This is a genomic window from Priestia koreensis (genome assembly GCF_022646885.1).
Lineage (GTDB): Bacteria > Bacillota > Bacilli > Bacillales > Bacillaceae_H > Bacillus_AG > Bacillus_AG koreensis_A.
Genome location: NZ_CP061868.1, coordinates 3037210 through 3057657, shown reverse-complemented (window position 1 = coordinate 3057657; position 20448 = coordinate 3037210). Strand labels below are relative to the sequence as shown.

The 20448-nt window shown below is 42.6% G+C and carries 22 protein-coding genes and 1 riboswitch; of the genes, 20 read left to right on the top strand and 2 right to left on the bottom strand.

Going from position 1 to position 20448, the window contains the following annotated elements; genetic code table 11:
- Positions 1-31: 31 nt before the first annotated feature.
- Complete coding sequence (locus IE339_RS16130) at positions 32-1465, bottom strand: cryptochrome/photolyase family protein (protein WP_242176217.1); 1434 nt, start codon at positions 1463-1465, stop codon at positions 32-34.
- Positions 1466-1642: 177 nt separating this feature from the next.
- On the opposite strand from IE339_RS16130, the gene IE339_RS16125 reads away from it, so the two are divergent.
- Together IE339_RS16125 and IE339_RS16120 are read left to right on the top strand one after the other, a co-directional pair.
- Positions 1643-2422, top strand: a complete 780-nt coding sequence (locus IE339_RS16125; protein ID WP_242169184.1) for a hypothetical protein — start codon at positions 1643-1645, stop codon at positions 2420-2422.
- Positions 2423-2582: 160 nt separating this feature from the next.
- Positions 2583-3275, top strand: a complete 693-nt coding sequence (locus tag IE339_RS16120; RefSeq protein WP_242169182.1) for a copper homeostasis protein CutC — start codon at positions 2583-2585, stop codon at positions 3273-3275.
- 30 nt (positions 3276-3305) lie between these two features.
- Here IE339_RS16120 and IE339_RS16115 read toward each other — a convergent pair whose 3' ends face one another.
- Positions 3306-4112, bottom strand: coding sequence for a MurR/RpiR family transcriptional regulator (locus IE339_RS16115; RefSeq protein ID WP_242169180.1), 807 nt, complete (start codon positions 4110-4112; stop codon positions 3306-3308).
- 323 nt (positions 4113-4435) lie between these two features.
- On the opposite strand from IE339_RS16115, the gene gntK reads away from it, so the two are divergent.
- The 18 genes from gntK to IE339_RS16025 all read left to right on the top strand — a co-directional run bounded on the left by gntK (position 4436) and on the right by IE339_RS16025 (position 20436).
- Positions 4436-5986 (top strand): gluconokinase, encoded by a 1551-nt coding sequence (gntK, locus tag IE339_RS16110; protein ID WP_242169178.1) that lies wholly within the window; start codon positions 4436-4438, stop codon positions 5984-5986.
- A gap of 224 nt (positions 5987-6210) precedes the next feature.
- Positions 6211-6615 carry a MerR family transcriptional regulator gene (locus tag IE339_RS16105; RefSeq protein ID WP_242169176.1) on the top strand — a complete coding sequence of 135 codons (405 nt, stop codon included), beginning with the start codon at positions 6211-6213 and terminating at the stop codon, positions 6613-6615.
- A gap of 23 nt (positions 6616-6638) precedes the next feature.
- A complete protein-coding gene (locus IE339_RS16100) occupies positions 6639-7793 on the top strand; it encodes an MFS transporter (protein WP_277933982.1) in 1155 nt (384 codons plus the stop codon).
- 136 nt (positions 7794-7929) lie between these two features.
- Entirely contained in the window at positions 7930-9201 is a 1272-nt protein-coding gene (locus IE339_RS16095) for a M20 family metallo-hydrolase (protein WP_242169175.1), read from the top strand.
- A 153-nt stretch (positions 9202-9354) separates the two neighbouring features.
- Positions 9355-9672 (top strand): thioredoxin family protein, encoded by a 318-nt coding sequence (locus tag IE339_RS16090; protein WP_053401449.1) that lies wholly within the window; start codon positions 9355-9357, stop codon positions 9670-9672.
- Positions 9673-9765: 93 nt separating this feature from the next.
- Complete coding sequence (locus tag IE339_RS16085) at positions 9766-10182, top strand: GNAT family N-acetyltransferase (protein ID WP_242169173.1); 417 nt, start codon at positions 9766-9768, stop codon at positions 10180-10182.
- 230 nt (positions 10183-10412) lie between these two features.
- On the top strand, positions 10413-10955 hold the full coding sequence (locus tag IE339_RS16080) for a hypothetical protein (RefSeq protein WP_242169171.1): 543 nt from the start codon (positions 10413-10415) through the stop codon (positions 10953-10955).
- A gap of 207 nt (positions 10956-11162) precedes the next feature.
- Positions 11163-11348: riboswitch (cobalamin riboswitch) on the top strand.
- Positions 11349-11473: 125 nt separating this feature from the next.
- On the top strand, positions 11474-12439 hold the full coding sequence (locus IE339_RS16075; protein WP_242169169.1) for an ABC transporter substrate-binding protein: 966 nt from the start codon (positions 11474-11476) through the stop codon (positions 12437-12439).
- A 52-nt stretch (positions 12440-12491) separates the two neighbouring features.
- The gene (locus IE339_RS16070; RefSeq protein WP_242169167.1) at positions 12492-13166 is read left to right on the top strand and encodes an adenosylcobinamide amidohydrolase; all 675 of its coding nucleotides are present in this window, start codon (positions 12492-12494) and stop codon (positions 13164-13166) included.
- Complete coding sequence (cbiB, locus tag IE339_RS16065; protein ID WP_242169165.1) at positions 13157-14152, top strand: adenosylcobinamide-phosphate synthase CbiB; 996 nt, start codon at positions 13157-13159, stop codon at positions 14150-14152. The genes IE339_RS16070 and cbiB overlap by 10 nt, the downstream gene beginning before the upstream one ends.
- Positions 14127-15206, top strand: a complete 1080-nt coding sequence (gene cobD, locus IE339_RS16060) for a threonine-phosphate decarboxylase CobD (protein ID WP_242169163.1) — start codon at positions 14127-14129, stop codon at positions 15204-15206. Before cbiB ends, cobD begins: the two co-directional genes overlap by 26 nt.
- Positions 15193-15744 carry a bifunctional adenosylcobinamide kinase/adenosylcobinamide-phosphate guanylyltransferase gene (locus IE339_RS16055; protein WP_242169161.1) on the top strand — a complete coding sequence of 184 codons (552 nt, stop codon included), beginning with the start codon at positions 15193-15195 and terminating at the stop codon, positions 15742-15744. The genes cobD and IE339_RS16055 overlap by 14 nt, the downstream gene beginning before the upstream one ends.
- The gene (gene cobS / locus IE339_RS16050) at positions 15741-16514 is read left to right on the top strand and encodes an adenosylcobinamide-GDP ribazoletransferase (protein WP_242169159.1); all 774 of its coding nucleotides are present in this window, start codon (positions 15741-15743) and stop codon (positions 16512-16514) included. The genes IE339_RS16055 and cobS overlap by 4 nt, the downstream gene beginning before the upstream one ends.
- A complete protein-coding gene (locus IE339_RS16045) occupies positions 16472-17065 on the top strand; it encodes a histidine phosphatase family protein (RefSeq protein WP_242169157.1) in 594 nt (197 codons plus the stop codon). Before cobS ends, IE339_RS16045 begins: the two co-directional genes overlap by 43 nt.
- Positions 17066-17070: 5 nt before the next feature.
- The gene (locus tag IE339_RS16040; RefSeq protein ID WP_242169155.1) at positions 17071-17502 is read left to right on the top strand and encodes a bifunctional adenosylcobinamide kinase/adenosylcobinamide-phosphate guanylyltransferase; all 432 of its coding nucleotides are present in this window, start codon (positions 17071-17073) and stop codon (positions 17500-17502) included.
- Positions 17499-18071 (top strand): cob(I)yrinic acid a,c-diamide adenosyltransferase, encoded by a 573-nt coding sequence (locus IE339_RS16035; protein ID WP_242169153.1) that lies wholly within the window; start codon positions 17499-17501, stop codon positions 18069-18071. The genes IE339_RS16040 and IE339_RS16035 overlap by 4 nt, the downstream gene beginning before the upstream one ends.
- A gap of 115 nt (positions 18072-18186) precedes the next feature.
- Positions 18187-19122 (top strand): EamA family transporter RarD, encoded by a 936-nt coding sequence (rarD, locus tag IE339_RS16030; protein ID WP_242169151.1) that lies wholly within the window; start codon positions 18187-18189, stop codon positions 19120-19122.
- A 150-nt stretch (positions 19123-19272) separates the two neighbouring features.
- On the top strand, positions 19273-20436 hold the full coding sequence (locus IE339_RS16025; protein WP_242169150.1) for a S1C family serine protease: 1164 nt from the start codon (positions 19273-19275) through the stop codon (positions 20434-20436).
- Positions 20437-20448 lie beyond the last annotated feature (12 nt).

The following is a 20448-nucleotide window of genomic DNA, read 5'->3' as shown; positions in this document are numbered from 1 at the left end:
TTTATTAATAATTGTCAATTTCAGAGGGCGCTTATTTAATTTCGTCGTAGTGCTCAAGCGCTCGTTCCCGTGCTGATTTATGATCCACAATTGGTTTTGGATAATTTTTTCCAAGTGATACCTCGGCCTTCTTGAGTATTTCATCAGAAGCTTCCCACGGTTTGTGAATATATTTTGTTGGGAGCTTCGCCAGTTCAGGTATCCACTTTTTAATATACTCGCCGTCCTCATCAAATCGTTCCGCTTGGGTGGTAGGATTAAATATTCGAAAATAAGGGGCTGCATCCGCACCGCTTCCAGCAACCCATTGCCAGCCCATCGTATTGTTGGCAAGATCTGCATCCACGAGCGTATCCCAAAACCATTCTGATCCCTTTTGCCACGGAAGAAGGAGATGCTTGACTAAAAAGGATGCTGCCACCATTCGTACACGGTTATGCATGACACCTGTTTCCCACAGTTCTCTCATTCCTGCATCAACAAGAGGATAGCCGGTTTTTCCTTTTGTCCATGCCTTAAAATCTTGTTTGCTTTGCTTCCATTTAAAATGAGTGAACTTTTCATTCAAAGGCTTTCGAACGGTATGTGGGAAGAAGTAAAGCAGGTGATAAGAGAATTCTCTCCACACAAGCTGGCGTAGAAAGGCGGAAATTTGTTTCTCAACGTTCGCTGATTGCAGTGACTCGCTTTTCTCCAACAAGTACTGATAGATATAGCGACTAGAGATCTGACCGAATGCAAGATATGGCGATAGATTTGAAATACTTTCTTCAGCAGGCACATCGCGACCGTCCTCGTAATTACGCAGTCGGTGTTTGACAAAGTGCTTAAAGGTTTCCCATGCGCCTTTTTCAGACACGTCCCATTTTGCTTCCATTCCGCTTGTCCAATTAATCGTCGGAAGAAGGGAAAGTTCATCAGCTTTCAGAGAATCCTTGTCCAGATGAAAACTCTTAAGGCTCCTTATTTTTTTAGTCGCCTTCGGCACTTCTTTTTGACGAAACGATTTATAAAAAGGGGTAAAAACTTTGTAGGGGTCACCGTTTTCCTTTGTTGTTTCCTGTGGAGGAAGTATTAGATGACCTTCAAATGTTTGAACGTCGATGTTGATTTCCTTCATTTCTTTTATTAGCTGTTCATCTTGCTCCATTACATGTGGTTCGTAGCGCTTATTGAAGTAAAGAGCGTCAATTTCTTCTGACTGAACCATTTTCTTCAGGATATCAATTGTATTTCCTTTATAAATATGAAGGGGAGCTTCAAGATTTTGCAGACTGTTTGTTAAATCTTCAAGAGCATAGTGAAGCCACCACTTGCTAGCGCCGCCGAGTGACCAGTCTCCGTCATAATGTTCATCGTAAATATAAATAGGAGCAACCGTCCCGTCATGGCCAGCCTGGGTAAGGGCAGGGTTATCGGTAATGCGAAAGTCTTTTCGAAACAGAACAATAATTTTTTTCATGATTGGCTCCTTTCCTCTTTTGTTTCCTATTAGTATGAGCCTCATGATATGAAAAATAAAAAGGAAAGACAACGTTTAATGTGCTAATGAAGAAAGCGCCTAATTTCGGTTGGACTAATTCCTAACAAGGGACACGGTGAATAGGCTACAGTGTAGTACAGTACTGGAAGGGGTCTAATAATGAGACGTAAAAAAAACAAACAAAATCAAAATCAAATGATGCAGGGAAATCCTTACTACGGATATCCTGATCAGTCGTCTATGTTTCCGGGCTCTTGCTCAACGGGAACATGTCAAACAAATACGATGGGTGGATATCCAGGAATGATGCCAGGGATGGAACACGGAATGGGCGGACAGCCGATGTCAGGAATGGGTCAAGGAATGGGCGGATACCCAGGCATGATGCCAGGCGTAGAATATGGCGTGGGCGGCCAACCGGTGATGCCAGGAATGGGCGGATATCCAGGCATGATGCCAGGGATGGAACATGGAATGGGCGGACAGCCGATGATGCCAGGAATGGGTCAAGGAACGAGCGGTTACCCAGGCATGATGCCAGGGATGGAACACGGAATGGGCGGATACCCAGGTATGATGCCGGGGATGGAACACGGAATGGGCGGACAGTCGATGATGCCAGGAATGGGTCAAGGAATGAGCGGATACCCAGGCATGATGCCGGGGATGGAACACGGAATGGGCGGACAGCCAATGATGCCAGGAATGGGTCAAGGAATGAGCGGACAGCCAATGATGCCAGGAATGGGTCAAGGAATGAGCGGACAGTCAATGATGCCAGGAATGGGTCAAGGAATGAGCGGACAGCCGATGATGCCAGGAATGGATCAAGGAATGGGTAACCAGCCAATGATGAATCCAGGAATGCCAAGCGGTTCTACCGGCCAAATGTCTAATTATCCTTCTCAAGGAACGCCGAATACCAATAGATGGTATTGATGCAAACGTCACAAAACAGAACATAATGACGAAAGATATGACCATGAACGTGTTTCAATGTTGAAACACGTTTTTAGTGATCATACATCCTCAAAAATATATGGAGCAATATGTTCGTTTAAAAAACAGAGAGAGAATTAGTTCAAGAAAGGGTGATAGCATGATTTTAGAAATTGGCGCAACAACGTTATTGGATGCCATTTTAGCTGAAGAAAATGGTGCAGATCGCATCGAATTATCATCTGGTATGGTAGATGGAGGGTATACCCCTAGTTACGGATTAATGGAAAAAGTGATGGAACAGGTGAAAATCCCTGTACATATCGTAGTTCGTCCTCATAACCAAACGTTTGTATACAATAAAGACGATCTTGATACGATGCGAAGAGATATACAGTTGGCGAAAGAGCTCGGAGCAAAGGGAATCATTATCGGGTGTCTAACAGAAGAAAAAGAAATTGATGTTCATGTCCTAAGTCAGCTTCTTTCAGAAGCAGATGGCCTAGACGTAACATTTAGTCACGCATTTGACCAAGTGCGTGATCAAGAAGAAGCCTTAGAAGCGCTTCAGCACTTTCCGCAAATTAAACGAGTAACAACATCAGGATCCGATAAAACGGCGCTAGCGGGAATTCCACAGATTAAAAAATTATTGCGAAGACTACAAGGTCAACCGTTGACTCTTGTGGGAAGCAAGGGATTAAAACCAGAAAACATGAAGCCATTTTTAGAGGTGACAAAATTAACAGAAGTACGTCTAGGTGCAGGCGTACGCGTGAATTGTCAATATACGCAGCCAATTAACCCTAAAAGTGTACAAGCTGCTAGACAGCTATGTGATAAGCTTAAATAAAAGCACGTGGCCTGCGCCACGTGCTTTTATTTAATAAGAGGATAGAACGGGATCCTTCGCCATCATTACCTTTGTATAAAGCGTATGAACAAGACATAGCTGTGAGATTTGTGTCGTCCATTCTTCATGAACACCTTGGTTTCCAACAGGTGACGTAAACAATGAAACGGTGGCACATTGACTTAAGTTGTTTTTTCCATATTCGGTTATACTTAAAATTGGAACACGGCGCTCGCGTAGAATATTCGTGATACTCATTAGCTGATCGTCAATCGGACCTGCTGAGATAACACAAGCAACGTCCGTTTCCTTTAGCTGAAAGGCAGCTCGATGCTGTACTTGAAAATCCAAGTAAGCATTAGAAGAGATTCCCGTATTTAAAAATTTGTGATGCGCATCAAGTGCAATAACGGATGAAGCTCCGTTTCCATAAAACGCAATATGTGTTGAATTTGCTAATAGAGACACGGCTTTCAAAATCTTGTCCTCATCCATCATGGTCAGCGTATTTTGAAGTTGCTGAATACTCGAAGAAAAAATTTGTGTCACCGAAGCATCTTCAGCAATCTGCTCCTCTTCCTGATGAGAGAGTTTGCGAATGTCTGAGGCAAGCGCAATTTTTAATGCTTGGTATCCTTTAAAACCAATATGTTTTGTAAAGCGGGTAATTGTTGCTTCGGATATAAATAGTCGCTCTGCTAGCTGACTAATCGAATCGTGAATCATTTGATCAGGTGCTTGAATTAAATAATTTGCGACCTTTTTTTCCTTTTCACTAAAACCAGGAAACATTACTTTCACTTTTTGTATAACAGACTGCGTATAATCCATGCTCATCCATCCCCCATGAAATCTCTTACTTATAACCATACCATATTTTGAAAGCGTTTTCCTTATTTGGTTTAAAAGGAAAGCGTTGTGAAGTGATTATATAAATTGGAAATGTTTTGTTGCTTACAGTAGTCATCATATCTTTTTTACAACGTTCATGAGGAAGATAGAGGCACAACACTTTAGAAGGGCATATCGGTTGTATTACATGAACATTAGGAGTAGGGTTTTAACTAGATGTTTTTTATCTCTACGCATAATAGGGATAGAGTTCGATAAATAACAGAATCTAAACGTAACAATGAAATCGTAAAGGGTTGGTGAGAAGAATGAATCAATATATGATCGGAGTGGATATTGGGACAACCAGTACAAAGGCTGTTCTGTTTACAACAAAAGGGGAAGTGTTGAACGTTCATCATGTCGAATACCCCATGCATACTCCCACACCACATGTGGCAGAGCAAAATCCAGACGAAATATATGAAGCGGTCATCACATCCATTAATAAGGTGATCGATCAATCACAGGTTAATCGAAGTCAGGTAGAGTTGGTTTCTTTCAGTTCCGCTATGCACAGCTTGATTGCTGTCGATAGCCATGGTAAACCGCTCACAAACTGTATTACGTGGGCGGATAACCGAGCGGCTAACTATGCGGAGCAGTTAAAAAGTACGGAGCAAGGACACGGAATTTATATGCGTACAGGAACGCCTATTCACCCTATGTCTCCGCTTTGCAAGCTCATGTGGCTGAAAGAAGAACGGCCTGAATTGCTTCAAGGTGGCAACAAGTTTATTTCGATTAAGGAATACGTGTTTTATCAATTGTTTGGAGAATACGTCATTGATTATTCCATTGCATCAGCTACAGGTATGTTTAATTTAGAACAGCTTGATTGGGATGAAGAAGCTCTTGCAGTAGCAGGAGTGTCTAGGGAACAGCTTTCTAAAATTGTCCCAACAACGCACTACTTGAAACTTCCAAATGATCCGCATGAATCTCCTCTTAATTTGCTGTCAGGGACACCGTTTGTTGTAGGCGCAAGCGATGGGGTGCTGTCGAATTTAGGACTCGCCGCTTCAGAACCGGGTGTTGTTGCTGCGACGATTGGAACGAGTGGAGCGATTCGAACGGTTGTGGACAAGCCGGTTGTTGATCCGAAAGGACGCATGTTTTGCTATGCGCTGACAGATAAAAAATGGGTAATAGGTGGTCCTGTCAATAACGGTGGCATGATTTTACGCTGGGTGATGGAGGAGTTTGCGGCAGCAGAAGTCGAAGCAGCAAATCGACTCGGCGTTAGTCCATATGAATTATTAATGGACATTGCTGAAAAAGTACCCGCTGGTTCAGACGGATTGATTTTTCATCCTTATTTATCAGGAGAACGTGCTCCTCTTTGGAACGCGAATGCGAGAGGCTCATTCTTTGGCCTTTCCTTGCACCATAAAAAGGAGCATTTCATTCGAGCTGCACTAGAAGGAGTCATGTACAATTTGTATAGCGTTCTCCTTGCGCTTAAGGAGCTGATTGGCACGCCTGGAGAAATTAAAGCCACAGGTGGATTTGCGCGGTCAAAATTGTGGCGACAAATTATGGCGGACGTTTTTAATACGAAGGTGGTCATTCCTGAAAGCTTTGAAAGCTCTTGCCTCGGTGCAACAATTTTAGGGTTGTACGGATTAGGGAAGGTAGATTCGTTAGATGTAGTGAAAGAGATGGTCGGTCATACAAACGAGCACGTTCCGAACGAAGATAACGTTGATCTCTACCAAGAGCTTATGCCCATTTATATCCGTGTGGCACGAGCGCTAGAGGATGAGTATGCAAATATTACGGCGTTTCAAAAGCAGCATAGCAAAGAGAAGGAATATTAAGAAGCAGGCATTGACCTGTTTCTTTTTTTGTTGGAAGAGAGAACGTTTGTTCTTTTTTTGATTATACTAGCGAATCAGACAGGGACGAATGTTTTTCCCTCCATTTAAGAGAAAAGGAAAAAAATACAATCTCATCTATTGACATTAACGTCAACGTTAAGTTATCATTAGTATCGAACAGTTAACGTTAACGTAAAGGTTATTCAAATAGAGGAGGAGTGCGCATGACTCTGATTATGATTGATGAAGTAATGAAGCTAACAGGTTTAACGAAGCGTGCCATTCGTTATTACGAAGAAATTGGACTTATTAAACCACCGCAGCGGACAAAAGGTAACATCCGTCAATATACGGAAGAAGAAGTATCAGCTTTAAAAAAAGTTGTTGAAGCGAAAGAAGTGTTAGGGTTTTCCTTACAGGAGTTACAGCACTTTATGGATCTAAAAGAAACGATTGAACGTGATCAAGCACAAGGTCGTTTAGAGCTAAAAGAGCTTGAGCATTTTGAAGAGGCCGTGGAAGAACAGCTTGATATGATTCAAAAGAAAATCAAAAGCATGATGCTATTTCAACAAGAGCTTCAAGAACTTCTCGAGAAAACCAAAAGAGTTAAAACTGAGCAATATTAAGGGGAGGAACTAAAGTGGGAGACATTAGCCCAACAAGTAAACGTGCCAAATGGATTACGGTTTTTGCGACATTTCTAGCTTTTATGGGAATCGGAGTGGTAGACCCTATTTTACCAGAGATCGCAAAGCAAATTGGAGCTACGCACTGGCAGGTCGAAATGCTGTTTACGGCCTACATATTCACGATGGCGATTATGATGATACCAGCAGGATTACTTGCAGCTAAGTTTGGGGATAAAAAATTAATGGTGGTCGGATTAGCGATCGTATCTGTGTTTGCTATTTCATGTGGATTATCAAATACGATACCAGAACTATCTATTTTCCGTGCAGGCTGGGGACTTGGAAACTCTTTATTCTTCGCCACTGCGATGACGCTTCTAATTGCGCTTAGTGGGGAAGTGAAATCAGCCGTTGGTTTGTACGAAGCGGCTATTGGTCTTGGAATGGCCGGTGGACCTTTATTAGGAGGCGTACTTGGGGCTCATTCTTGGCGCTTTCCGTTTTTTGCAACAGGCGTTTTAATTGTACTAGCCTTTATTCTTGTGACGGTGTTTGTCAAACAGCCGCAGAGTGCTGAAAAACGAAAACCAGCAACGATTAAGGACATGGGTCAACTGTTTAAATACAAGCCGTTTTTATCTGGTGCGCTTTCGGGAATGTTTTATTACTACGGTTTTTTCACCGTTCTTGCGTATTCACCGCTTGTACTTCCGTTATCAGCCTATGAAATTGGATTTGTTTTCTTTGCGTGGGGTCTTTGCCTTGCTTACGGCTCGGCCGGATTATCACATCAGCTTGAAAAACGTTTTCAACCGCGTCAATTACTCTATGGAAGCTTACTCATTTTTGGTCTTATTTTAGTTCTTCTATTTGCGATCCATATTGTATGGCTACAGGTTGTGTTAATTGTCGTATCCGGTCTTCTATGTGGATTAAACAATGCGTTATTTACAAGCTATGTAATGGGCATTTCTCCGTATCCACGACCAATCACTTCAGGTGGCTATAATTTCGTCCGCTGGTTAGGGGCAGCGTTTGCACCTTTATTATCAGGAATTATCGGACATAATGCACCACAATTACCGTTTTTAGTAGGTGGTGTAATCGTTGTAGTAGGAATTGTTTTCCTTCTACTTCCTGTTAAACACCAAAAGGAATTGTTGCATCAGGCATAAGAAGCGGGGCCAGTTGGCCTCGCTTTTTTACGTTTTGTCCATTCAGTCGAGAAAAGTAGTGAAAGTTTGTGTATTGCAGGAGGGCCTTCGTTTCGTCAAGATAGAACTATAAAAGTAGTGAATGGAGGTAAATGGAATGTTAGTGAATCAAAATCGAATTCAAAACAGACTTGAACAGCTTGCTGTAATTGGGAAAATTGGCGAGACGGGTGTATGCAGGCTTGCCCATTCGAAGGAAGATCGAGAGGCGGTCGATTTATTTCGTCCGTGGATGGATGAGGCAGGTTTTGAAACGGAAATTGACTGCTTTGGAAACCTTGTTGGAAAGCTTCAAGGAACGGATCCAAGTGCGCCTCTCCTCGTAATAGGATCGCATCTCGATTCACAGCCGTACGGTGGAAGATTTGACGGGGCGGCGGGGTGTGTGGCAGCGTTAGAAGTCGCTCAAACGTTAAAAGAAAACGATCAGCGCTTGGTTCATGGCTTTCATCTCATCTGCTTTTCTGATGAAGAAGGGTCGCGCTTTGCGAAAGGGTTATTTGGTTCAAAGGGCTTGCTCGGAATGCTTGAAAAAGGTGACTTGGAGCGACAAGATAAAAACGGTATGACGAGAAAAGAAGCGCTACAAGAGTTTGGGGTTAACCCTGGAGACATCTCGTATGAAGGGGTTTATAAAGCACAAGACCTACTCGCCTTCTTAGAGTTACATATTGAACAGGGCCCCATTTTAGATAAGTCAAACGAACCGATTGGGATTGTGACAGGAATTTCTGGACCGCTATGGCTTACCGTCACGTTGGAAGGGAAAGCAGGGCATACGGGGTCCGTTCCGATGTCTCTTCGTCAAGATGCGCTAGTAGGAGCTGCTGAAATCGTCGGAGCTATTCGTGAAACGGTCACACGAGATCCTGAGGCTAAAACGATTGGGTCTGTTGGAAGTCTGCGGGTATTTCCAGATTCACGAAACATCATTCCTGAAAAAGTAACGTTCACGGTGGATTTGCGGGATATTGACCTCGAACGCCGAAATGAATGTGAAGAAATCATCATGGCAAAAATAAAAGACGTCTGTCAAAAGCATCATCTCACTTATGATGTTTCAGAAGATACGCGCAGCGATCCGAAATATTGTGCCGATTGGATTAAAGGTGCAATGCGTGAGGAAGCGAAGAAAATGAACGTGACAGCACCTGAGATTATGAGCGGCCCGTTTCATGATGCGATCACCTTTTCAGAGGTATGTGACTACGGCATGATTTTTATTCGCTGCAAGGACGGTATTAGTCATCATCCAGATGAATTTTCTACCTATGCCGATATTGCCCTTGGAACAGAGCTTTTGTATCATACAGCCTTAAAAATTGGCAGCGGTGCGTATAAAAAAGCAGTCGAGACCACGATAAAATAGCGAGCGATAAGCGGCTTACGACTCTTTTCCGTAGAAAACGAAGAAGAGTCGTAAGCCTTTTTGTATTCTTTCGGTTTTTTTGAGCAAATTTGCCCAATCTATACCGGTTTTCTTGTATAATCGCAAGTAGAAGAATGACGAGGAGGATTTTACATGAAACAAATTACAGCAGAATCTGAATTTCGCGAGCAGATCCAAAAGGACGAGCTTAGCGTAGGAATTTTTACAACAACATGGTGCCCAGATTGCAAACGTTTGGACATGTTCATTGACGAAGTTCTAGAAGAAAACAAAGACAAAGCTTGGTTCAAAGTTGATAAGGACGAATTTGAAGCTCTATCAGAGGAAAATCAAGTAATGGGAATTCCATCACTACTTGTGTACCGAAACGGTGAGAAGCTTGCGCACCTACACAGTGCAAACGCAAAAACACCTGAAGCAATAAAAGAATTTTTAAATACAGTGAAGTAATCGTGAAAAGCCTGCTTTCTCTTTAAAGAGAAAGCAGGCTTTTTTTATGTTCTAGCGAATTGGGTATGTAAAACGTTGAGAAGAGGTTGAACGGTGAAAAAAGAAATTATCGTGACTGCTGAACATCCAGATGATTTTGCACAGCTTGAAAAATTATATGAAGATTTAGGCTGGAATTCTTTGCATCTGAACGTAACAGAGCTAGAAGCAATGTGCAAGCAAAGCTGGTATGTCGTCTATGCCTTTGATGAAGGGGTGTTAGTAGGGACAGGTAGAGTCATCTCAGACGGTGTTATTACAGGAACGATCTGTGGAGTAGGAGTCGCACCTACTTATCAAAAAAGAGGGATTGGTCAAAAGATCATAGGAAAAATCGTTACGCACTGCGAACAACATAGGGTCATTCCGCAACTCTTTTGTGACGAAAAGCTTGAATCCTACTATCAAAAACATGGCTTTCATACTTTTACTATTGGCATGAAGAAAGATCGATCGTTGTTAGGACTATAAAGTATAGATAAAATAGCTTTCTTAAAAAGCCGCTCACGAGTGGCTTTTTTGTTTGAAAATTCTATGACTTTTGATATAGGAAGTGGTGATCATCGCATTTTTTAAGGCAAGAGATGGGTGACTTTTGGTATTTCTCTTTTGTTCCCAATAACGGTACAATAGCAGGCATTATTGATTTTTCACTAAGAGCCTCTCACATATAGAGAAAGTGGGCGGAAAGGAGAATATGGATGAAGGATATGATTATTGAGCAGGTAGTAAAAACCGTATGCAGAGGAGCCCTTATTGTTCTAGTGTTTGCTGGAATCAGCTTCTCATTATCGAAGGTAAACGATACGTTACATGAAGCAAATCATACGGCGAATAAGATCAATAGCGCTGCGTCAAAGTTTGATCGTTCGTTTACGAAAGCTGATCACACGATTAAAGAAACAAAGAAGGTGGTGAAAAACGCGGAGAAGATGCAAAAGAAAGGGGTGGAGGTAAAGGTCAAGACAGATTTGGATCAAGCGCTACATAATAACCTGCCTCCTCTTATGGCAACATTAGATAAAAACGTTTCGTCACTGCGTCCAATGATCAATCATTTAGATTCGTCGACGGATAAGAAAATTGATCGAGTTGAAAAGTTGATTCAGAGTAATAAAAAAGATTTAAAAAGCGCAATGAACGTGTACAACAATGAAATAGCAAAGCAGGAAAAGCTATTAAAAGAAGCAAAAAAAGTACGAGAGCATACAAAAGCGATAGAGGGGCAAGCGTCGGTGAAATAAAAAATACGCCTCTAATTGAACGCTACGGACAAATAGAGACGCTTTATAAGTTGTGGCACCATATATTTGGAAGGGACATATGATGCATTCACTGTACCATACGCTTCTTTTCTTCTCTACTTCTTTGTAAGAAGGGCTGACTTTCTATTTTGGTTGTAATCACATATTCCCATTTTCCTTCATATGAGCTATACTGAGAAAGGAAATTACATACATAGTCGATAAGGTCCTCAATTAAGTTTGAGGTGAAAAGGGAAGCTTGGTGAAATTCCAGCACGGTCCCGCCACTGTAAGCATATATACACTGCAAAAGCCACTGTCAGAAAAGATGGGAAGGCGCAAGTGTTCACAACATATGCGAGTCAGGAGACCTGCCTTATTGAAATCTGTGTAGCCTTCGAGGAAAGGTGAAGCGGTATTGAGACGTCTTTGTGTTAACCGTAACGAAATAAGATGATGTTTCACGCCGACTTTGCTTTTGTTGAAGCAAAGTTTTTTTATGTTGAGGAGGAAACCGAATGTTTAAGAAGGTGAAAGTGTATGCTCTTGCGCTCTTTCTCGTCGCGTTTTTAGCGGCATGTGGAAATAGTGGACAAGATGCATCACCGAAGAAAGACAGTGGAGATCAAAAACAGGAGCAAGCCTTTCCAGTTACAAAAAAGGATGCTGCTGACAATGAAATCACGTTAAAGAAGAAGCCAACGAAAATTATCTCGCTGATGCCAAGTAATACGGAAATTTTATTTGCGCTTGGTTTAGATAAAGAAGTAGCTGGTGTAACAACGAATGATACATATCCAGAAGCAGCAACAAAGAAAGAAAAAGTAGGCGACATGAACGTCAACGTCGAGAAAATTATTTCTATGCAGCCGGATCTCGTGCTTGCACAAGGTTCAAGCATGGGGATGTCTGGTGAAGCATACAAGCAGCTTGGAGACGCAGGTGTTCCTGTGTTTGTCGTGGAAGAAGCGAAAAGCTTTGATCAAGTGTATGATACGATCGAAACGATTGGTGAGCTGACAGGGAAAGAAAAAGAAGCAAGTAAAATTGTGGATGATATGAAGCAAGATGTGAAGGATGTTAAAGACAAAGCCACATCAATTAAAAAAGAAGATCGTAAAAAAGTATGGGTGGAAGTTTCAGGACCACCTGAAATCTACACAACTGGTAAAGGGACGTTCATGGATGAAATGCTGTCTACGATCGGCGCTGATAACGTAGCCGGTGATCAAGAGGGCTGGGTCAAGCTATCCGAAGAAAAAGCCGTTCAGCTTAATCCAGATACGATTATTACGACTTACGGCGCCTATACAAAAGGGGCTGTTGATCAGCTGTTAAATCGTCCCGCATGGAAGAACGTAACGGCTGTAAAAGATAAAGCCGTGACGGATGTAGACGGTGACCTTGTAACGAGACCAGGACCTCGTTTAACAGAAGGATTAAAGGAAATTGCGAAAGCCGTCTACCCAGATGTGTATAAGTAAGATGAATGAACAAAAAGAAACGGCTACAATCCGAAAAGGAGGTAGCCCCTTTTTGTATATAAAGGAAGATGAAGCGGCTTCCTTATTAGTGATGAAAACACCGTACCTCTTCAAAAGCTACAGTTCTGGCGTGTTGGGCGGTGGGATGACGGTAACAGATACGTTTTATAATCGATATGTGGATAAGAAGTACCGCTGTGATGATCCTTCTATTGAATATCAAACATTCTTACAAGAAAATAAGTACAGTAATGATGAAGTGGTCGGGCTTATGACGTCCGTCTTTCTTTGTGACAGAGCTGTTTATACGTACAGTGATCATGGATTAACCATCACGGCCGTTGTGACGGCAGGGGTTGGTAACGCAGTAGATATCGTATCTGGCATGCGAAAGCCTTATGATGCGGGACCAGGAACGATCAATATGTTTTTTTATGTCGAGGGGTGTTTAACAGACTCAGCCTTTTTACACGGCATTCAGGCAGCCACGGAAGCAAAAACAAAAACGCTCGGTGATTTGAGTGTTCTTGATGCGGTTTCGGAAACGAAGGCGACAGGGACGTCTACAGATAGCATTTGTATTGCGGCAAGTCAAAAAGGCAAGCACTGTGAATACGGAGGATCATTGACAGCTCTTGGTCAAGGCATCGGAAAGCTTGTGCAAGTAAGCTTACTTGACGCTCTTCAAAAGTACGAGCGGAGAAAGGAAGAGCGTCGATGGATGTAACACAGATTAGTATGTTCATCATTTATCATCTTGTGGCAATTACAGGCGCACTCGTGCTGGATATGATAATCGGAGATCCGGAACATTGGCCGCATCCTGTTCGGTGGTTTGGCAATTGGATTGCGTTTCTCGAGAAGCGTTTAAATAGAGGGAACGGTAGGCGAAGAAAAGGATTTGTCGTCGTACTATCGATGACCATTTGGACGATTGTGATAGGAGGCGTTGTCGTTTATACTGCTTATCATGTTCATCCCTATATCGGGATTGCAGTGGAGGCTTTGCTCATTGCACCAACAATTGCAACTAAGTCGTTAGCTGATGCAGCGATCAAGGTACTACGTCCGCTGACAGAGGGAGAAATAGAGCGTGCTAGATACGAAGTCGGAATGATTGTCGGACGGGATACGGATCAGCTCAACGAAGGCGAAATTGCCCGGGCAACGGTTGAAACAGTTGCTGAAAATACAAGCGACGGAATTACCGCTCCTTTACTGTTTGCCTTGATAGGAGGAGCTCCGCTCGCACTTTTTTACCGAGCCATTAATACGTGTGACTCGATGGTTGGATATAAAAACGATCGTTACGGGGAATTTGGCTATGCGAGCGCAAAAACAGATGATCTTTTAAACTATGTACCTAGCAGACTCACTGCGTTTGCTATGCTAATCGCAAATCGGTCGTATGATCATCTGTCGTTTCGAGCCCTTTGGCGATTAATGAAACGAGATGCAAGAAAACACCCAAGCCCAAATAGCGGATACGGAGAAAGCGCCATGGCGGCTCTTCTTGGTATTCGTCTTGGTGGCCTAAATATGTATAAAGGCATACCGTCCCATCGTCCAGAAATCGGTGATGCAAAACAGCCGCTAACAAGTGCACACATCAAGCAATCGGTATCTGTGATGAGGAGAACGGTTTTTGCTTATTGGTTTTTATTATGTGTTATAGGAGGCGTCATCATTGTCATTACCTACCCATGGAGCTAATCCCCATTACTTTTTAAAAAAATTAGGAGTTCGTACTGAAAAAGATGTGGTGGACTTTAGCGTGAATACGAATCCGCTTGGAAGTATTTTGGATCATCATAGTCTTCACCTTCAGGAGCTGATGATGAATTATCCGGATCCAAATGTAACGACGCTTCGTCAAAAGCTTGGGGAGACGTATGATGTGTCGCCCCATCAAGTCCTCGTTACAAATGGAGCGGCGGAAGCTTTTTTTCTCATCGCCGCGCATTTTTCAGGAAAGAAAGCTTTGCTGCTTCAGCCTACGTTTGTTGAATACAAGGAAGCGTGTGAGGCGTTTCAGTGTGAGGTGCACTCTTTGCAGCTAAAAGAAAAGGAGAATTGGACATGGCCGTTTGAACAATTAATGGATTTGCTTCCGTCTATGGACATTGTGTGGATCTGCCACCCTAATAATCCAACCGGAATGCTGTACCCAAACGAGCAGTGGGAGCTGCTGCTTCAAAAAGCTAAGCAGCACGACGTTACGGTTGTGATTGACGAAGCGTTTTTTGATTTTACAGAGCGAGCGATGCGCTTTGAGTCTTACATAAACGATTATCCTGTCATCGTTGTACGCTCAATGACAAAAATGTTTCATATCGCAGGAATTCGCTTAGGCTATATTTTTGCTGCACCTTCTCTTATCACAGCTCTTTCTATGAAACAACCACCGTGGAGCGTAAACGGTGTTGCCCAACAGGTGGGTGAATTTTGCTTAGAAAATGACGAATTTGTCCGCCAAACCGTCCAATTTGTCGGTCAGGAGCGGGAGTGGGTGCAAAAGGAGCTTCATGCACTGGGCTTGAGAACCTATCCATCGTTTACCAACTATTATTTATGTGAAATTCCAAAAGGATGGAACGGACGGGAGTGGATTTCTTATCTCGCAGCAGCAGGCGTGATTGTTCGTCATACGGAAAATTTTCAAGGGTTAGACGGGCGCTACATGCGTCTGGCTGTTAAAACGAGAAACGAGAATGAGAGATTACTTGCGGTATTTCGCGAAGGGATGGCACAGCGTGATCTTTGTTAGTGGAGGAGTACGCAGCGGAAAGTCCAAAAAAGCGGAAGAGCTTGTTCAAAGATCGGAAGGTGAACGACACGTCTATATTGCGACAAGTCGTATAACCGATGATGAAATGAGAGAGCGTGTTAATCTACATCAAAAAGCGAGAAGGGATGCAGCGCGACCGTGGGTGACAATTGAACAGGAAATTAATTTTCATGATCTTGTCCCAAAGCTAAAGAAGACGGATGTAGTATTAGTAGACTGTGCAACGAACTGGATGGCGAATGAGCTGTTTATTGATGCACAAAGCTGGGAGGATCATCAATTCTGTCAGTCAATCTTAGAAAAAATGAAGCAGGATCTTCTCGCAATAACATCGTGTGTAAAAGAGGTAGTTGTTGTTTCGAATGAATTATTTGAAGGAGACGTACCGGACGAAGCGACAGAGGTATACATGAGACTACTAGGTTCCTTTCATCAATTTCTCGTAGAGGAGTCTAGTACAGCAGGGGTAATGGAGTACGGTCTATTTAAGGTAAAAAAAGAGGCGATCGTGCTGTGAGGGAATTAGTAAACGTCATTCGTATTTCGCTACAGTTTTTTACGATTCTCCCTGTTGCTAAAACGATTGAATGGACGGAACGACGTGTTGCCTCTTCGATTCTTGTCTTTCCATTTATTGGGCTTGTCATTGGGTTGTGTGAGTACGGTCTTTTCAGAGGAATGAGTGAGCTTTCGATTAGTGTAGCTGTACAGTCGATGCTGCTCGTTCTATTGCCAATTGCCTTAACGGGTGGTCTTCATCTAGACGGTTGGATGGATGTAAGCGATGCATATTTTTCAAGACGGCCAAAGGAGAAGCGCTTAGAAATTTTAAGTGACCCAAACATAGGGGCTTTTGCGGTTCTTTCGCTTCTCTTTTTACTGAGCTTGAGGTGGATGGCAATTCATGAACTGCTCCTCATCAAAGAGGTGCCGCTCTCTATGTGGATAGTCGTTTCTTCTGTGCCACGTTTATCTGCTGGATGGGTGCTAAGGGTGGCGCCGCTTGCAAAAGATACGGGGCTTGCTGCGTATTTTAAACAAGGATTTACGAAGCGAATTTCGGTCATATACATCGTTATTACCATTTTATTTGCGGTATATGCTTGTGTGGTGTCCTTATGGTTGCCTGTCGCGATTACGCTGCTGTTATGGACCATTGCATTTATCGCCTGGTGCCGTAAGCAGTTTGGGGGTATCACGGGAGATATGATTGGTACGACCGTGGAAGGAGGGATCACACTCACATGGATCAGCCTATGGTTATTACACTTATTCGTCACGGCTTAACCGAAAATAATCAAAAAAAACAGTACATCGGGTGGTCCAATCCTCCGCTGTTAATATCGGAGGAAAACCGAATTCGTCCCTATACAGAAGAAGTTGACTTGGTAGTTGGGAGTGATCTAACACGCTGCAAAGAGACGGCCAAGCTATTGCTTCCAAACCATTCGTACGTAGCGTCTGAAAAATGGCGCGAAATGAATTTTGGTGCTTGGGAAGAAAAAACGTATAATGAATTGACAGAGCAAACGGCTTATCAAAACTGGTTAGATGATCCTTTTCACGCACCGGTTGAAGACGGTGAGTTGTTTAGCACATTTAGCGAGCGAATTTGGCGCGCCTTTCATGAAAGTGTGGCACAATTGAAAACGAATGGCGGAAGAAATTTGGTCATTATTACGCACGGAGGGCCTATTCGCCTTGTTGCCTCAACATGTTCCGGTACCGCTTTTTTTGATTGGAATGTCGCTCCCGGTGATGGGATAAGGCTGATTGGACAGGAAACAGATGAAAACAAATTTTCTGTTGAACCGTTTTTTGTACATAGTGAGGAGTGAACGCAGTGCATTTTATTATAGGTGGAGCATTTAATGGAAAGCATGAATGGGTCAAAAAGGAATATGATCATTTGACTTGGTATTCAGCGTATAAAAAGGATTCGCTGCCAGAGAAGCTACCTGGTGACGAAGTCATTGCAATAGAAGGAATTGAACGATGGATCAGAGAATATATTCTTGAAAACGAACAGATAGACGCCGTGTGCGAACGATTCCAAAAGCGTATTGACACGTGGATGGAATGGGAACAGGGAACAAATGGAACCATTGTTGTCATTGGAACAGAGGTAGGAAAAGGAATCGTTCCAATGAATGAACAAGACCGTTCTTTTCGCGATGCGTGTGGATATATTTATCAATATCTGACAGAAAAAGCGGCGATTGTTGATCAAATCTGGTATGGCATTCCGCAACGATTAAAGGAGGAGTTAACATGAACATTTATACAAAAACAGGTGACAAAGGGCAGACGAGCTTAATTGGAGGTCGTGTTTATAAGGATGATGTGCGTGTAGACGCATACGGCTCAATTGATGAATTGAATAGTTTTGTCGGGCAAGCCGTTCAGCAATTAGCGAACCAAAAAGAACTCGCGGAGGAGCTCTTGAACATTCAGCATGAGCTGTTCGACTGCGGAAGTGATCTCGCTTTTGCAAGAGAAGATCATCCTTATAAAGTAAATGAAGACATGGTAAAAGCGTTAGAAAAAAGCATTGACGCTTATATGAAAGAAGCGCCAGAGATTGAACGTTTTATTTTACCAGGAGGGACAGGAGCAGCTGCGTCCTTACATATTTGTCGAACGATTGCAAGACGATGTGAGCGTCTCGTTGTAACGGTTCAAAAAGAGCATAAAATCAATGAGCAGGTGCTTCATTATTTAAATCGCTTATCTGACTATTTCTTTGCAGCGGCGCGCGTCGTGAATGCACGAGAAGGCGTAAAAGATGTCGAGTACATTCGCAGTGCGAAAGTGTTTCGTACAGGTAAAAAAGCAGACGTATAATCGAGTGAAATAAATTTTTTAGTCACTTAATAGTTCATGTGAGAAAACATCTTGTGAAGACAAGGTGTTTTCTTGTATGATAAGAGAAGTTCTTAATAGATAGCGAGGAAACAAAATGAAAAAAGGAAGCGATCAAAGCGCTGGAGTAATTTATACAGCTATCGCGTATTTATTGTGGGGGATTTTCCCTCTTTATTGGAAGTTACTTTCAGGTGTACCTTCTGGCGAGATTTTGGCACACCGTGTTATTTGGTCATTTGTATTTATGATTGTTCTTTTATTGGTGAATCGAAAAATACGCGTCTTTTTCACAACCTTTAAGCAGCTGTTACATAAACCAAAGCAGTTTGTGATGCTTGTGGTAGCTTCTCTGCTTATTAGCGCCAACTGGGGCATCTATATTTGGGCGGTTAATCAAAATCATATTATTGAAGCAAGCCTTGGTTACTATATTAATCCGCTTATTAGTATTTTACTAGGCATTATTGTGTTAAAAGAGAAGCTGAATTTTTGGCAAGGGGCAGCAGTTCTTGTAGCGGCTGCAGGCGTTGTTTTCCTAACGTTTAACTATGGTCACTTTCCATGGGTTTCACTGGCGCTTGCGTTTAGCTTTGGATTGTATGGACTAGCGAAAAAAATGATCTCGTTTGAAGCGGAAATTGGTCTGACCCTAGAAACAATGATGGTGACCCCGCTTGCGCTTATTTATATTGTTATTTTGGTTGTACAAGGTCATTCAAGCTTTGGAACAACAGGTTCCATTGTAACAACCCTGCTTATGGTAGGGGGAGGAGTAGCGACGGCCATTCCTTTACTTTATTTTGCAAAGGGAGCCAAGCTGATTCCACTCTCGATGATTGGTTTTTTACAGTATATCGCTCCAACGCTTTCCTTGTTGCTAGGCGTTTTTGTTTATCATGAGCATTTTACGTACGTTCATATGATTGCTTTTTCATGCATTTGGATCGGATCGGTTATTTTCTCTTTGTCTCATACGAAGTTTATGATGAATCATCAGCCTAAGTGGAGCAAACGATCGGTTGGGATGTAATAAATGGAGGTTCAACACGTTAGTTGAGCTTCTTTTTTTTATTTTCTGAAAATTTCTAATGGAATTTTAATCTTTCTTACATGTCGTTTTAACGATTGGTCTGTAGAATGGGCTTACATTCATTCTTGTAAGGAAAGGTCTGAACGAAAAATGGGATATTATGATGATCATTCAAGCAAAAAAAGAAGCGTAGCCAAAAAAATTCTTCCTGCGTTTTTAGGCGCATGTTTTGGTGCTGCTTCAGTAGGAGGAACGCTTGTCTATTTATCAAAACCAAACGTTCTATCCGTAAAGGAGCACTCCGTATCGGCAGCGACGACGAAGTCTGTAGAAGTTCATGAGTCATCTGATGTGACGAATGCAGTGAACAAAGCAGCTGATGCAGTCGTAGGTGTCTCGAATTATCAAACAGCTGATTTAAGCAATGAGCTTAGTGAAGCGAGTAGCGGTTCTGGCGTCATTTATAAAAAAAGCGGAAGCTATGCATACGTCATAACAAATAATCATGTTGTGTCTGATGCGAAGAAACTAGAGATCAGCCTGCGAAACGGAAAAAAAATTCCCGCAAAGTTGCTAGGAACAGATCCTTTTATGGATTTAGCCGTTCTGAGAGTAGACGGAAGTGAGATTCATAAAGTGGCTGAATTAGGACATTCAGATTCGCTCAAGCTTGGAGAGCCTGTTGTTGCGATCGGAAACCCGCTTGGAGCAGAGTTTTCAGGGTCTGTAACAAAAGGGATCGTAAGCGGATTGAAACGAACGGTTCCTGTTGACATTAACGGCGATGGTCAAGACGATTGGGAGGCAGATGTAATTCAAACGGATGCGGCTATTAACCCAGGAAACAGCGGCGGTGCGTTAATTAACATCGAGGGGCAGGTAGTTGGGATCAATTCCATGAAAATTGCCCAAGCGGAAGTAGAAGGAATTGGCTTTTCCATTCCCATTTCATCTGCGATACCGGTTGTTGAGGATTTAGAGAAGTACGGAAAAGTGAAACGCCCTTATATTGGAATCGCGTCACGATCACTCGATGAAATTTCGCTTGATCAAGCGGAGTCGGCCTTAAAACTTCCTGAAAGTGTACGAAAAGGAATCGTCATTGAAACGGTAGAAGACGGATCACCTGCTTCACGTGCAGGGCTTAAACCGTATGACGTGGTCACAAAGGTCGATAATGAAGCGATTAGTAGCGTAGCTGATTTACGCAGTTACTTGTATGAGCACAAGCAAGTGGGTGAAAAGGCTGCAGTGACCTACTACAGAGATGGACATAAGCATCATACGTACTTGACGTTACAAGAACAGCACTAAACAAAGTACTGA